Origin of the sequence: Mesorhizobium sp. B2-5-11, assembly GCF_006440835.1 — a bacterium.
In the GTDB taxonomy this organism is placed as follows: domain Bacteria; phylum Pseudomonadota; class Alphaproteobacteria; order Rhizobiales; family Rhizobiaceae; genus Mesorhizobium.
Genome location: NZ_VFUK01000004.1, coordinates 477,822 through 491,220 on the forward strand (window position 1 = coordinate 477,822; position 13,399 = coordinate 491,220).

General features: G+C 61.6%; 12 protein-coding genes. 1 reads left to right on the plus strand and 11 read right to left on the minus strand.

The window, feature by feature from the left end:
• Window positions 1-3 precede the first annotated feature (3 nt).
• The 6 genes from FJ490_RS16220 to FJ490_RS16245 are packed head-to-tail and all read right to left on the minus strand — an operon-like array spanning window position 4 to window position 6,897.
• On the minus strand, window positions 4-1,575 hold the full coding sequence (locus FJ490_RS16220) for a glycosyltransferase (protein ID WP_140517474.1): 1,572 nt from the start codon (window positions 1,573-1,575) through the stop codon (window positions 4-6).
• Entirely contained in the window at window positions 1,572-2,666 is a 1,095-nt protein-coding gene (locus FJ490_RS16225; protein WP_181165250.1) for an NAD-dependent epimerase/dehydratase family protein, read from the minus strand. Before FJ490_RS16225 ends, FJ490_RS16220 begins: the two co-directional genes overlap by 4 nt.
• Window positions 2,663-3,766: a Gfo/Idh/MocA family oxidoreductase gene (locus tag FJ490_RS16230; protein ID WP_181165249.1), complete on the minus strand. Its 1,104-nt coding sequence runs from the start codon at window positions 3,764-3,766 to the stop codon at window positions 2,663-2,665. The genes FJ490_RS16225 and FJ490_RS16230 overlap by 4 nt, the downstream gene beginning before the upstream one ends.
• Complete coding sequence (locus tag FJ490_RS16235) at window positions 3,750-4,742, minus strand: glycosyltransferase (protein WP_140622708.1); 993 nt, start codon at window positions 4,740-4,742, stop codon at window positions 3,750-3,752. The genes FJ490_RS16230 and FJ490_RS16235 overlap by 17 nt, the downstream gene beginning before the upstream one ends.
• Window positions 4,739-5,755 carry a glycosyltransferase gene (locus FJ490_RS16240; protein WP_140517478.1) on the minus strand — a complete coding sequence of 339 codons (1,017 nt, stop codon included), beginning with the start codon at window positions 5,753-5,755 and terminating at the stop codon, window positions 4,739-4,741. Before FJ490_RS16240 ends, FJ490_RS16235 begins: the two co-directional genes overlap by 4 nt.
• The gene (locus FJ490_RS16245; RefSeq protein WP_181165248.1) at window positions 5,752-6,897 is read right to left on the minus strand and encodes a glycosyltransferase family A protein; all 1,146 of its coding nucleotides are present in this window, start codon (window positions 6,895-6,897) and stop codon (window positions 5,752-5,754) included. The genes FJ490_RS16240 and FJ490_RS16245 overlap by 4 nt, the downstream gene beginning before the upstream one ends.
• A gap of 294 nt (window positions 6,898-7,191) precedes the next feature.
• Here FJ490_RS16245 and FJ490_RS16250 point away from each other — a divergent pair, with 294 nt between their 5' ends.
• Entirely contained in the window at window positions 7,192-7,668 is a 477-nt protein-coding gene (locus tag FJ490_RS16250; RefSeq protein ID WP_140517480.1) for a hypothetical protein, read from the plus strand.
• 200 nt (window positions 7,669-7,868) lie between these two features.
• On the opposite strand, the gene FJ490_RS16255 is transcribed toward FJ490_RS16250, so the two are convergent.
• Genes FJ490_RS16255 through FJ490_RS16275 form a run of 5 tightly spaced genes read right to left on the minus strand, consistent with a single transcriptional unit; the run spans window position 7,869 to window position 13,399 of the window.
• A complete protein-coding gene (locus tag FJ490_RS16255; protein ID WP_140728348.1) occupies window positions 7,869-8,990 on the minus strand; it encodes an aminotransferase class I/II-fold pyridoxal phosphate-dependent enzyme in 1,122 nt (373 codons plus the stop codon).
• A gap of 11 nt (window positions 8,991-9,001) precedes the next feature.
• Entirely contained in the window at window positions 9,002-10,261 is a 1,260-nt protein-coding gene (locus FJ490_RS16260) for a cysteine desulfurase-like protein (protein ID WP_140728347.1), read from the minus strand.
• 11 nt (window positions 10,262-10,272) lie between these two features.
• Window positions 10,273-11,262 carry a pyridoxal-phosphate dependent enzyme gene (locus FJ490_RS16265; RefSeq protein ID WP_140622704.1) on the minus strand — a complete coding sequence of 330 codons (990 nt, stop codon included), beginning with the start codon at window positions 11,260-11,262 and terminating at the stop codon, window positions 10,273-10,275.
• A 14-nt stretch (window positions 11,263-11,276) separates the two neighbouring features.
• Window positions 11,277-12,263, minus strand: coding sequence for an ornithine cyclodeaminase family protein (locus tag FJ490_RS16270; protein WP_140728346.1), 987 nt, complete (start codon window positions 12,261-12,263; stop codon window positions 11,277-11,279).
• Between the two features lie 11 nt (window positions 12,264-12,274).
• Window positions 12,275-13,399 carry an aminotransferase class I/II-fold pyridoxal phosphate-dependent enzyme gene (locus tag FJ490_RS16275; protein WP_140728345.1) on the minus strand — a complete coding sequence of 375 codons (1,125 nt, stop codon included), beginning with the start codon at window positions 13,397-13,399 and terminating at the stop codon, window positions 12,275-12,277.

The window sequence follows — 13,399 nt, forward strand, 5'->3', positions numbered from 1 at the left end:
CTGTCACGCCGCTCGTCGCCTGAAAGCGCGCGCGGCGACAATCACCGGGCAACATGGGTCATGCACATCGAGCATTGCCGAATTCAGCTCATGCTCCGCCAAGCCATAGAGAAACCCGGTAGCCGAATAGGCGTTTCCATAGTGGCGGACTTCGACATTCTCCACCCCGAACCTGTCTGAGAGAAGCCGGCCCAGCGCCGCCGGGGTTATCGACCAGAACCAGCTCTCGCCCCATTCTCCTCGGTCAATCGGGCTTACCCAAGGGACCGTGACCAGAAGCACGCCTCCCGGTTTCAGCATCCGCCATAGGGTTGCAACCGCGACAGGCATGTTGAAAAGGAGGTGCAGGGTCTGGGTGAGCACGATGCAGTCAAATGTCTCGAGCGGCAGGTCGTCGCCGTTGGCCAGATCGCCAACGAAGGTCGTCAGCGGGTGACCTTCATATCGGTTTAGAACGTCGCTCCTGGCAACTCGACTGCCTCCGAAGCGGGTCGTATAGGCGTTGTCCCCGATCTCCAGAACCCTGCCGGATATGTTCAGCGAACATGATGCGAGGAAAGTCTCGACATAGCGGCGGTCCACTGGCTTGCCGCGATCAAAACCGAAATTTGTACTGAAGGGCAGCGGGCGGCTGAGGTCACCGAACCGGACGCCCGATCGGCGCCGACTTGACCAGCCCTTGAAACGCTGCCGCAGCATCATGGTGGTCTGCAATGGCGCTGCGAGCGAAACGGCAATGGTGTTCAGGAGCTGACCGCCGAGCGAAGAACGGGATCGAACCGCTGTACTAAGCTGTCCCAGTTGCATGTGCGCATAATAGCGTTTCCAATTTTCGACGCCCTGATGGTAGGCGGCCGTCCAGTCTGGATTGGTCCGCGCAAGATTCCTCTGCCGGCCAAGGACTTTGAGCGCCGCGCGCAACATCATCGGATTGCTGTTGGACATATTCGTTGCGTGCCTGCGGTAATCTGCGAGACACTCCGGGGTGCATGCGGCCTTGTTTGCCCGAGACAGGCGAAGGTAGACGTCGTAATCCTCGCAAGCCCGCAGGGATCGGTCAAATCCGCCAGCAGCCTCCAATGTGCTACGCCGATAGAGCACTGTCGCATGCATTCCAATCAGGTTGCCGGTCAAGAATCCGGCATACGGGTCCTCTCCCACCGGCCTCAGCGGAACTGAATTCCTGACTGCGCCGGCCTCATCGATGTAGCAATAGGCTCCATAGACAAAGGCGCAATCCGGACTGTCATGGAACAAAGCAAGATTGGTAGCGAGCGCCGTCGGGCGCAGCCTGTCATCGGCATCCAGGAACGCGATGAATTCGCCACGTGCTGCCTTCATTCCCGTATTGCGGGCAGCGGCTAAACCCTGGTTTTCTTGGCGGATGTAGTGGACGTCGACATACCGGCGAACAACATTTTCGGGATTGTCCAACGAACCATCGTCCACAACGATGATCTCATCGGGCCGCACGCTCTGGTTCCGGACACTGTCGATCGCTTCCGCGAGAAATCGAGCATGGTTATAGGTCGTAATGACAACCGAGACACAGGCTGCGGCGGGTCTGACGGTCATCTTTCGCCCACTTGGCTCTGCGCAGTCGGGTAGCCGGCAAAGGTTAGCCATGCGACTGAGCGCCGACATGCCTCCTCGAAGCCGACCACCGGCTGGTATCCGAGCTCGCGCTCGGCCTTAGCCGACGGGAGTTTCACCCGACACCGGTGCAACAGCGCACGTTCTTCAGATACCTTGATCTTTGGAGCCATAGGCGGCCTCTGATCGAGCCCTGATTTCCGCCACTCGGCATAGCCTACCTTTAGTCCGCTACGAACGGGTCTCGGGAGGCTTTGGACAAGCCGCCGGTAAAGGTCGCCATCTCTCAGCCATTGTGTCCAGTTCGGCGCGAATGACAATGGCGCGGAAACCGAAATCGCAGCCAGGTCGAAGCCCAATGCCTCGGCTATCGGGCGGCAAAGATCTGCCCAACTTATCCTTTCGCGGTCCCCGACCAGATAAGTTCGCCCAGCTGCCTCGGGCACTTCGATGGCAAGCTTGATCGCATGAACGACATTGTCGACATAAGCGCTGTTGCAGATGCCATGGCCGCCATCCACCAGATAGGCAGAGCCGTCGAGGAGATCGTTGGCGAAGCCCCCCGTCCAGCTGGAGCGCGGGCCAAAGACAATTCCGGGCCGCAGCACCACCACCTGGACTGCACCGTCCCGTGACAATTCCCCGAGACGACGTTCAGCACGAACCTTGGCATTGTTGTACTCGACCGTCTGGCCGTCGTGCAGCGCGCTCGTTTCGTCCGTTCCGGGCAGCGGCGATTGGCCATGAACGGATGCGCTACTGAGGTAGACCAGGCGAACGACGCCCGCAGCGGCGGCGGCAAGATAGACAGGCTCGACGGCATCGACGATCGTGCGACTATCACCGGCAACTGCATGAACAACGGACTGACAGCCAAGAAGGGCCGCAGTAAGAGCCGGAACGTCATGCGCGTCCGCCACCCTTCCATCGATCGCAAAGCGGGACAGGCTGGCGAAAGCACTCGGCCTGCGAACGATCGGCCTCACCTCAGCCCAGCCGGAAAGATGCAGCAACTCCACTGTCCGGCAACCTATGAAGCCGTTGGCGCCAAGCACGGCAACAGTGCCGGTCATTGTCTGGTCTCGGCGGAAGCAATGACGTGGCGAAAGTCTTCTGCTCCGAGCCAAGGCATGTCCAGCCGTTTCCGTCTGGCATAGCATTCCTCGATTCGCTTGAGCACGTTGCGCCCCGCTGTGGCTGACCCGGAAAGGAGGGTTCCATTTCGGACCGTGTCGACCAAGTCCGAAATCTGATCGCAGAACGCGTCGACGAAATCGCGCGACCGGTCGTCGGTGTTGGTGAAGGAGGCGGTGGCTGCCGTGCGGCATCCTTTCAAGGCGATCTCTACAAGCTCCGTCTCATTGACTGCCCAAGAAATCGAGCCACGTTCGCCCTCAAGACGGTAAAGGTTCGGACGAGCCCAATCACGGCTCAGCCGGACCGTTGCCTCGAAGCCGCCAAAACCTAACCGGACAAGGCAGTTCGCCTCGACGCCGCCCATTGCGTCATCGGCGTAGTGGATTTCATGGGGCTCTCCGAACCACCAGGTCAGGAGGTCAAGGCAATGCGTGCCTATGTCCTGAAGCACGCCACCGCCGGATTCCGCGCGGCTGAAATAGCTCGTCGAAGCGACAGGCCACTGGAAAGGGCCACCCTCAAAACAACAGACACCTTGAATTTTTCCGATCAATCCGCCCTCGACCATGGCCTTTATCGATCGGGTGGCAGGGAACTGCCTTCTGACGAGGCCTGTTGCCACATGTAGATTGTTGGCTGCCGCTACCGCCAGGATAAGGTCTGCGTCGGAGCTGCTCGTGGCCATCGGCTTCTCGCACAGAACATGCATGCCGGCCCGCAACGCCTGCATCGACTGATCAAGATGGTATCGAGGCGGGGAAGCGATGATCGCCACATCGGCGCCCACAGCCAGAAGGCCGTCGAAACTGGCTGCAACCTTCGCTCCGGGCAGCCGCGCCTGTACGACCGCGGCGGATTTCGCTTCGGGATCAAAGATGGCTGCGACTGCGATCTGGCCTCTGCCTTGAAGGCGCGACAGCGCTTCCGCATAGTAGAGCTTCGTGACGGCGCCACATCCGGCCAAAACGAGACGGACAGGCTCACCTTGCCGCAGCCGTGCCGGCTGCCGTTGCACAGTTTCAATTTGGGCGGACAATCTCGCCTCCCTGCTTCGCAACGAGCCACAGCATACGTCCAATTGTCTTGAGCGACGGATCGAGGTGGAAGGCTTCACTCATTTGCGCGAGGCATCCAGCCCAATCACCAGAGCTAAGCAGCCGCCGTCCGGTTTCGAGAGCGCTTTGCGAATAAGTCCGCCGAGCCGATGCGGCGACATCGTCCGCGAGTTCGCTTGGAAGATAGCTCTTGAAAATATCAATCGCCATTCGCGTGTAGGCCATGTCCGCGGCATTCCGGATATGGCGCCCTGTGTTCGATTGCGGGTGCATCCGATAAAGCGCAAGGGCTTGCGGTTCGTACCAGACAGGAAAACGAGAAGCGATGCGTATCCACATCTCCCAGTCTTCGCTGCATTTCAGCCGCCGGTCGAAGCCGCCGAGTTCTTCGTAGACCGCGCGTCGGACCGCGATGGACGGCGTCATGATGCGCTGTTCGAGCGCCAATCGGATCACCGCATTCTCAAGCCTTCCGGAGACTGACTGCATTGCAGGTTCGATCGACAACTCCTGTCCGTGGGCGTCCATGAAGACCGTCCGGCAGAACGCCGCTCCTACTCTCGGATCCGCATCGAAACCCCGACCGAGCAATTCGTAAAATTCTGGTCGGACGGCATCGTCGCCGTGCAGGAGATGGACAAGTTCCCCCTGGGCTCGGCTCAGACAGGTATGGAAGTTGCCGATGTGGCCGAGGTTTTGCGGCTGGCGGAAAAAGCCGACACGCCTTCCCCCGATTTCGTTCACGACTTTTTGCGGATCGTCGGACGAACAATCGTCAACCACTTCGATCTGCATATGAGCCGGGTCAGGGGCTTGCGCGAGCACGCTTTGCAGCGTTGAGGCAAGAAAGCGGGCGCTATTATAGACGGGGATCATCACCGACCACTTCGGACGAACAGCCGCCTGTGGCAATGACGGGACCGGATCGCGATTCTCGAAGTTGCGGAAAGCCGTCATCTCCCGAGCACCGAGGATTTCAGCAGGAGCAGTGCCAACCGCGCGATATCGCGTTTCGGCACGTTGTTTCCGCCAGTGCCGCTTCGCAGCAATCGTAGGAAGCACGATCTGGCCGACGGCAAGTCACCTCCGTTCAGATACTGCTTCGACCATTCGTAAAAGTAGCGGGAACAGCCGCCACGGGCAAACTGTGCCCCACGGGCATCCATGACATTCGCCATTCGCCGGTAGAATCCCTCGATCGCATCAAGCCTGAGCGGGCTTGGCAGCGCCGATACAAGCCCACCCGGGTGCAGACGATAGATACCTGCCACCTCGTCGACAAAGGCGAGGTCTGCTGTCTTTGCGCAATGCACATACAGCGGCCAATCAGTAATCGGAAAGAAATCTGCATACCAAGACGGTACATCCCGAACGCACGCGGTTCGCATCATACCGCCGCAAGTGGCGAAGGGATTGCCTTCCCAAATTTCCCTTTGTGTGATTAAGGGCTTCTGATCCCGTGGCGTCCACCGCCGCGACGTGATCTCGTCGCCGTGCGCCACGAGCGCATTGTAAAATATGGCCGAGAGCTCAGGATGCGCGTCAAGATGGGCCACCTGATCTCGCAGCTTGGTCTTGGATGTCCACAGGTCGTCGCCATCAAGGATCGAGACATAGCGCCCGCGCGCAACCCGGAGTCCTCTCGCAACGACCTCGTTGGATCTCAAATTGCTGCCAGAATAGATCGCCGATAGTCTTTCGGGATAATCGGATACATACCGCTCCACGATCTCCCGGGTACCGTCCGTCGAAAAATCTTCGCTGATCAGGATCTCGACACCGGATTCCGTATCTTGCATGAGAACGCTGTCGATCGCTGCCGCTACGTAGCGAGCGTGATTGTAGGTGACAATGAGCACGGTCACACTGACCGTCGGTTCATTCACTGTCCGCTCAAAAGTGCATTCTGCCCTCTGAGCCAAATTGCGGCCCGACGACATCTGCTCTTCCGACAGCAGCAGCTTCTTCATTCCAAGCCTCTAAGGAGAAACGGGCTGTCTGAGCCGCTGCCCTCTTGGGGCATTGCAAAGGTTCCTCGTTCGGGATGCTGCGCCAAATAGCCTCCGCAGGGTCCAAGTTTGCTGTCCATTGCAGCCAGATTGTTGAGCAAGGCACGGTAATCGGTATTCTCGCCGCGATCGAAAAGCTCATCGACAGCGTAGTCCCAGAACGGTTTCCCGATCCCCGAGCTGCGGCCTTCGCGTTCCAGTTTGGTTCCTTGTTTCGCCTTGCGCCGGAAAATGGCAAGCGTCGCACCGACGACTTTCGCGAACTGCGAGGGCGATCGCCAGAGCACTCTGGCGAAGTTCATGCCGACGGCAGCAAAGCGGCGCCTTTTAAGCCCGAGCCTGGCGATCTCGACATCGTTACGGAACATCACATCCGATAGGATCGGGCTCACCATCTCGCTGCAGCGAGCAAAGAGGCTCTCGAGCACCATCCGACGCGAGATGAGCATTCGGACGAAATCTTGCGACATGGCTCCTGGCGTTCGGCGGTATCCGACCAAGTGCTCCTTGACGACATCGAATCGGTATTTCGAGGCGATACTCAATTGGAGGAAGAAGTCCTCACAACCCTCCGCACCGTTTTCGCGCAGTCGCGAGGAATAGCCACCCATTTCGAGTAAGACATCGCGCCGGAACATTGCCGAACTTCCGTGACCGATAAAGTTCTGTCCGAGATGCTGCATGAATACCCATCCGTGCGGGTGCATGCGCTTAGGCGTAATGATCGCCTTATCATCGGCATCAATCGTCCGGTAAAGCGTATAGACAAGCCCAACATCATTGCCTGCTGCAGCGAAAACACGCAGCTGCTTTTCGAGTTTGGTTGGGTGCCAGAGATCGTCGGCGTCTATAGGTGCTATATAGATGCCCTTGCTTGCACGTATCCCCGTATTCCGCGCCGACGCGACGCCACTGTTCTTCTGTTGGAGCAGCTTGATACGCGGGTCGTCATTGGATAGTCGGCGGACGATTGATGCAGTTTCATCAGTCGAACCGTCATCAACGACTATTATTTCGATGTTTCTGTAGGTCTGGTTTATCACCGACGCCAAGGTGCGTTCGATAAATTGTTCTGCGTTGTAGGCAGGGATAATGACAGCCACGAATGCGTGAGTAGGACATTGTGAGTTGCTCGTAGAACAACTCCCCTTGGTGCGGCCACTTCCCTTCACTGTCACCCGGCCTCTGAGCTCTGCATGTACTGCTAAACGGCCGCTGTCCGGCTCACTAACATTTGGGGCCACGCACACTGGACGGCCCTCGCGCGGCCTTCTTAGGTGGCCGATCCATTCTCTTTGTGCCACAGCCCATAGCGTATTTTCCTTTCGCCCCTGGCCGACTTGGGGTTCGAAAACTCACGCAATAGCCCACGCTGCACCCTGACTAAGTGACCCAAAATGATCTCGCCCGTGCGTAGAGCCGCCCACGCAGAGTGGCGGATCCGAGAGTATCTGCTGTTTCCTGCAATCTATGCCCCTGGATGGCGAGTAGATAGATCGTCAAAAGCGGTACCCGTTAAGGAAAATTCGCGACCGTTTCGGGATGCCGCGAGAATAAACGGTCTCTTTGCTGCGCGCGTTCACGAATGTCACGAGCTGACTGAATCGCACCCAAGACTGCGGAAATTCGCCTTCCATCTGGAGTTCGCCCCTGGGACCGGACAAATTGAACAAGCAGGATTGCCGGCTGATGGCGCGCGATCAACCTACTACGATCAGCCCGACACCGCCGTGGATGACACAGCGCTCGTCGAGACGATGGGTCAAATCTCCGACAGCTTCGAAGCTTACGGCTATCGCCGCATGCAGGCGGCGCTGGCAGCGCGGCATCGTCGTCAGCCCCAAGAAGGTCAAGCGGTTGATGCGCGAGCGTGATCTGCAGCCCAGGATCAGGCGCCGCTTTGTCGCTGGCTGCCTCCGCCCGCCCGATGATGAAGAGCGGGGGTGCCTCGCCCTGATCGATGCGGCACAGGAATTTCCAGATAGACCTTACTGCCATCGTCGAAGGGCGCGCGTCGGCCTCACCCGGTGCCCCGGCGACGGCCGCCTTCAGCGGCAGGACATCGCCGTATATGTCACGACCTTTGCCGGGAAGAATGCTTGCGAATCGCTGCGGAGATCGCCGCCAGGCCACCCCGCAGTTCGTCCTCAAGAGGATAGAGGAAGCCGACACGCATGTGGTTGCGCGGCATCTCGAACCAGTGGCCCGGACCGACATAGGTGCCATAGCTTTCCAGCAGGTCTGCGTAAAAGTCGTCGAAATCGAATCCCGGACCATGACGGAAACGGGGGAAGCAGACCACGCCGCCCTGGGGCTCGACCCATTCGATCAGCTCGTCGCTCTCAATCCAATCGCGCATGATGGCAAGGCGTCCGGCTAGCACTGGCGCCTGCGCGGCGAGGAAGGCGTCGCGGCCTTCCAGGATGCGGGCGCCGATCCACTCGTCGACGACGCTGCCGCAGATGCCGATCTGCTCCTTCGCCGCCAGGAAGCGCTCCATCAAGTGCACGTCGCGCGTCATGATCCAGCCCACGCGGATGCCCGGCGCGCCGTAAGCCTTGGACAGCGAAGCCACACTGATCGCGGCGGGGCTGAGCGAGGCGGCGGGGGGCAGCATCTCGCCATGGGTCAGGTCGCGGTAGGTTTCGTCCACCAGTAGCCTGCATCCCGCCTTTTCGACCAAGGCGATCAGCGCGTCCAGTTGAGGGCGGCCGATCATCGTGCCGGTTGGGTTATGCGGGCAGGTGATGCTGACATAGCGGGTGTTCGGGCGCAGAGCGCTGGCGACGGCATCGATGTCGAGGCCGAACCGATCGTCGAATTTGAGGTCGATAAAGGTGATGCCGCAGCCGATGGCGCGCGGCGTCTCGATGTTAGTGGCATAGTTCGGCCGCACCACGACAAGATGGTCGTCGCGCGATAGAAGCGTGGTGGCGATGATGAACAGCGCGCCAGCGGCGCCGGCGGCCACCAAAACGTCGTTGGGGCCGAGGCCCTTGCCCTGCGCGGCTACCAACGCCCGAAGCTCAGGGTCGCCGCGATGCTCGCCATAGGGCAGCAGCAGGTCAGGGACGGAGAGATGGAAATCGGACAGCTTACGGTCTCGTACGGAGCTTTCCGACAGGTTGAAGCGAATGCGGTCATAGCCGTATTCCTCCGGTGATTCCTTCTCGATCACCATGCGTGCGTAGTCCATGCTTTCCCCCGTCAGGCTGCCAGCCGGGCGACGGCCAAAACGGCCTGGTCGACCTCGTCTACTGTGGTGTAATGCGATAGGCCGAGCCGAGCGACTCCGCCTTGCTCGCGCAGACCGAGCAGGCCGGAGGCTTCATAAGCGTAGAAATCGCCGGCCCAGCCGAAGATGTTTTCGCCCGCCAGCGCGGCTGCGATCTCCTGCGGCGACCTCTTGGCCAGCCGGAAGCTGAAGGTGGGCACACGGGCGTCCAGCCGGTTGCGGCTGGCGATGCCGCAGAGCTTGAAACCGGGAATGCCGGCAACACCCGCCAGGAACCGGTCCATCAGTCCGGCTTCGTAGTCGGTCGCCGCCTCCAATCCCGCCACGATGCGCTGGCGCAGCGGCGCGGCAACGTCGACGCCGGCGCACTGCTCGCCGAGCCAAGCGATGTGCTCGATCGCCGCCTGCGTGCCGGCCTGCGCCTCGAAGGAGGGAGTGCCGGGGGTGTGGCGCCACGGCATGTCGAAGGAGGCGGGCCGCACCTTGAGCGGCGTGAGCCGGTCGCGCAGCTCCGGCCGTATATACATGACCCCGGCGTGCGGACCGAAGAACTTGTAGGCAGAGCATGCGAGCAGGTCGCAGCCGATCGCCGACACGTCGAGGGCCAAATGCGGCGCCGACTGCACGGCATCGACCATGGTGACGGCGCCGGCAGCTTTACCAGCAGCCACGATACGGGCAACGTCGTTGACGGTGCCGAAGATGTTGCTCGCGTGATTGCAGGCAACCAGACGCGTGCGCGGGCCGATCAGTTGGTCCAGCATGTCGTAGCGATATTCGAAGGTTTCGGTATCGAACTCGAGCCAGCGGACGGTGACGCCACGTTCCTCGGCTGCGATGATCCACGGGCCGACATTGCCATCATGGTCCATGCGGGTAAGCACGATCTCGTCGCCCGGTTTCCAGTCGCGTGCCACCATGCGCGAAAAATGGAAGATCAGCGAGGTGCTGTTGAGGCCGAAGACGATCTCGTCCGGCTGTGCACCGAGCAAGGCGGCCGCCGCTGCATGCGCTCCCACCAAGATGCGGTCGCTATCACGCGAGGTGTGGAAGGCACCGCCCTCGTTGGCGCAGCTTCGCAGCATCACCTCGCTCATGCGCTCGACCACGCGTGCCGGTACTTGCGAGCCGCCCGGCGCGTCGAGATAGATACGTGGCTTGCCGTCGTCGGTGATCGCCAGCGCCGGGAAGGCCCCGCGCACCGCCTCGATGTCCCATCGTCCAGTCGTCATGGAATTCCCTTTCAGGTCGGTCGCACCGCCGCGATCGCGGCCGTCAGTTCGTCGTAGTCGAAATTCCCGCCGCACAGCACGATCGCATTGACTTGGCCGCGGTACCGTTCCGGGTGCTTCATCAGCCCTGCCAGCGCTAGGCCGGCTGCACCCTCGACCAATAGATGCTCTTCGATCGCGAGACGGGCGAGCGCGCCGGCGATCTCGGCTTCGGAACAGATGACCACATCGTCGACGACCGACCGGGCGAGGCCGAGCGTGACTGAATCCTCATCCATGCCGCCGGCGACGCCGTCGGCCAACGTCGGCAAGTGCTCGACATCGATCACCTTGCCCGCTTCCATCGACGCTGCCAGCGCCATGCTGTTGGCGGCCGCGCAGCCGATGATCCGCGTGCGCGGACTGAAGGCCTTCATCACGGCGCCGATGCCGCCGATCAACCCGCCGCCGCCCATGGCGATGAAGACATTGTCGATACGCGAATGCTCTTCCAGCAGTTCGAGCCCGATCGTGCCCTGGCCAGCAACAACGTCGGGATCGTTGTACGGAGATACGTAGACGAGTCCCTTCTCCTCGCCCAGGCGGCGCGCGTGCGCCTCGGACTGGCCGCTTTCGTCGCCATGCAGGATCACGTCGACGCCAAAGGACCGTATGCGCGCCAGTTTGGCCTTCGTGACATTGTGCGGAAGCACGACCGACAATTTTCGGAACAGGCGCGACGCCGCGAAGCTGGAGGCTATGCCGTGGTTGCCGGACGAGGCGGTGACGAACGGCCGGCCCCCGGTCGCATCGTCCATCGCGGTCAGCTTCGAGAAGGCGCCTCGCGCCTTGAAGGAGTTGGTGAACTGGAAATTTTCGCATTTGAACAAAACGGTGCTACCGATCGCGTCGCCGACGGCGGACGCGCCCAGCAGCGGCGTCTTCGCGATGTGGCCGCGGATGCGGGCATGCGCCCGCACGGAACGCGCGGCAGCGGCGGCGATGTCACCTTCGTTCGACATGGTTCTGTCCTGGGTCAAGAGTTTGCGGCTGTGCCGGCGCTCGCGAGGATGGCGCTGGCGATTGCCGCGTCCTCTGCGCCGAGGCCGGTCAGGTCGGCGATGCTGATGTCGCCACGCTTGCGCGTCAATGAGCCAGTCCGCAGCGATACGCCGATCTCACCGATCCGCTCTGGCTCGACGAGGCCGGCCGCGATGGCATGAGCGAACTCGCCATGGTCGATGCTCTGCAGGGCCGAATCGGCGAGCAACGTGTCGGCGCGCGCGACCAGCGTATTCTCCAATTCCTGTTTGCCGGGCGCATCGGCTCCGACGGCTGTAATGTGCGTGCCGGGCGCGATCCATTCAGCGCGCACCAGCGGCGCGGTCGCGGGCGTCGTGGTGATAATCACTTGTGAATCGGAACAAAGGTCGGCGAGCGAGCCGACTGGCGATACCTGGAGGCCAAGGTCGGCCACGTCGGCGGCGAAGCGTCCCGCCGCCGCTGGCGAGCGGCCCCATACCGCGACCGAAAGCGGCTCGCCGCGAGCCAGCGCTCGCAGCGCGCGTAACTGCATGCGTGCCTGGGTTCCGGTGCCGACGATGCCGAGGCGCGTCGCGCCCTTGGGCCAGCACAGCCGGGTCGCCAGCGCGCCGGCATAGCCAGTGCGCCAGTCGGTCAGCATGCCTTGGTCGAACAGCAGCGCTACCGGTTCGCCTGTCGTGGCCGACAGCGCCACCATCATGCCGTTGCCGCTTGGAAGGCCCTTGGTCGGATTGTCGTAGAACCCAGTCGCGACTTTGACGACGAAGATCGACGCGCCCGATACATGGGCGCATTTCACATGGCAATCGCCGTTCGCCGCCGCGAATCCCATGTGGACGACGGGCGGCTGCTGGACTGCCCCGGCGCTGTAGGCGACGAGGCTTTCGCGAACGGCCGCAATACCGGCGGCGTGGTCGAGCCGCCGCAGGATCTCCGCTCGGTCGAGGATGAGCGGCATGTTTGCGGCTGGCCTAGCCATGGTCGTTCCGTTCAGGCCGCCGAGCGGGCAAGGCCGCGCAGGAAGAGCTGCACACGTTCCAACCCGCCTTCCAGGACATGCGCCGGCGCGCCGATGCCGACGCGGAAATAGCCGTCCATGCCGTAGACGTCGCCCGGCGCGACAAGCACGCCCTGCTCGTCCTTGACGCGATGCGCCAGCTCGGTCGAATTTATCGGCAAGTGATAGCGCACGAACGCCATGCCGCCTGCCTGCGGCGGCGCCAGCGAGACCAGCCCCTCGTTGGCGCGGACCCAGCGCACCATCATGTCGACATTGCGTGACAGGAGGTCCCGGCTGCGGTCGAGGATCGCCTTGCGGCGCGCCGGCTGCAACACCATCGACGCGACCAGTTCGCTGACCGCGCCGGTGGTGATGGAGGTATAGTCCTTGCGCTGCCAGGAGGCATAGATCTCGGCAGCGGGGCCGACCAGCCAGCCGATGCGCAGGCCCGGCATCGCCATCGCCTTCGACAAGCCGCTGGTGACGATGGCTTTCTCATAAAGGTCGACGCTGCTCGGCGGCTCGAGGGTACCGTATTCGGCTCCCTTGTAGACCTCGTCCGTATGTAGCCAGATGCCGTTGGTGCGTGCGATGGCCACAATTTCCCCGAGCAGGTCCGCCGGCACCACGCGTCCGGTCGGATTGTTGGGCGTGCAGAGCGTGATGACCTTGGTGCGGGGCGAAATCGCCGCGCGGATATCGGCCGGATCGGGCAGCCAGCCCAGTTCCTCGCGCAGCGGCACATCACGGACCATCGCGCCGAGCGCCTTCGCCCATCCCCTGATCTGCAGGTAGTTGGGGACGACGACGATGATCTCGTCGCCCGGCTCCAGCAGCGTCATCGCCATCAGGAAATTGGCTTCGGCCGAGCCGTTGGTGACCATCACCTCGTCGGCCGTACGATCCTTGTATGTGGCCGCGATCGCCTCGCGAAGGACGACGGCACCGTTCGTCCAGCCGTAACCGAGTTCGGCGGCAAGCACCTTTTCGCGTTCCTCCGGGCTCAGCAGTTCGTTGAGCGAATAGGGGTGTACCCCGCTATCGGAGAGGTTGTACTCGACGATGTTCTCGTAGAGCGACTGGATGCGTTCGAGGGTGAATTCTTCGATCTGCAT

Bases quoted from the DNA above. Each gene is read 5' to 3' on its own strand.
- FJ490_RS16220 (WP_140517474.1), bottom strand. From the start codon at position 1,575: ATGACCGTCAGACCCGCCGCAGCCTGTGTCTCGGTTGTCATTACGACC.
- FJ490_RS16225 (WP_181165250.1), bottom strand. From the start codon at position 2,666: ATGACCGGCACTGTTGCCGTGCTTGGCGCCAACGGCTTCATAGGTTGC.
- FJ490_RS16235 (WP_140622708.1), bottom strand. From the start codon at position 4,742: ATGACGGCTTTCCGCAACTTCGAGAATCGCGATCCGGTCCCGTCATTG.
- FJ490_RS16240 (WP_140517478.1), bottom strand. From the start codon at position 5,755: ATGAAGAAGCTGCTGCTGTCGGAAGAGCAGATGTCGTCGGGCCGCAAT.
- FJ490_RS16250 (WP_140517480.1), top strand. From the start codon at position 7,192: ATGATCTCGCCCGTGCGTAGAGCCGCCCACGCAGAGTGGCGGATCCGA.
- FJ490_RS16255 (WP_140728348.1), bottom strand. From the start codon at position 8,990: ATGGACTACGCACGCATGGTGATCGAGAAGGAATCACCGGAGGAATAC.
- FJ490_RS16260 (WP_140728347.1), bottom strand. From the start codon at position 10,261: ATGACGACTGGACGATGGGACATCGAGGCGGTGCGCGGGGCCTTCCCG.
- FJ490_RS16265 (WP_140622704.1), bottom strand. From the start codon at position 11,262: ATGTCGAACGAAGGTGACATCGCCGCCGCTGCCGCGCGTTCCGTGCGG.
- FJ490_RS16270 (WP_140728346.1), bottom strand. From the start codon at position 12,263: ATGGCTAGGCCAGCCGCAAACATGCCGCTCATCCTCGACCGAGCGGAG.
- FJ490_RS16275 (WP_140728345.1), bottom strand. From the start codon at position 13,399: ATGCAGATCGAAGAATTCACCCTCGAACGCATCCAGTCGCTCTACGAG.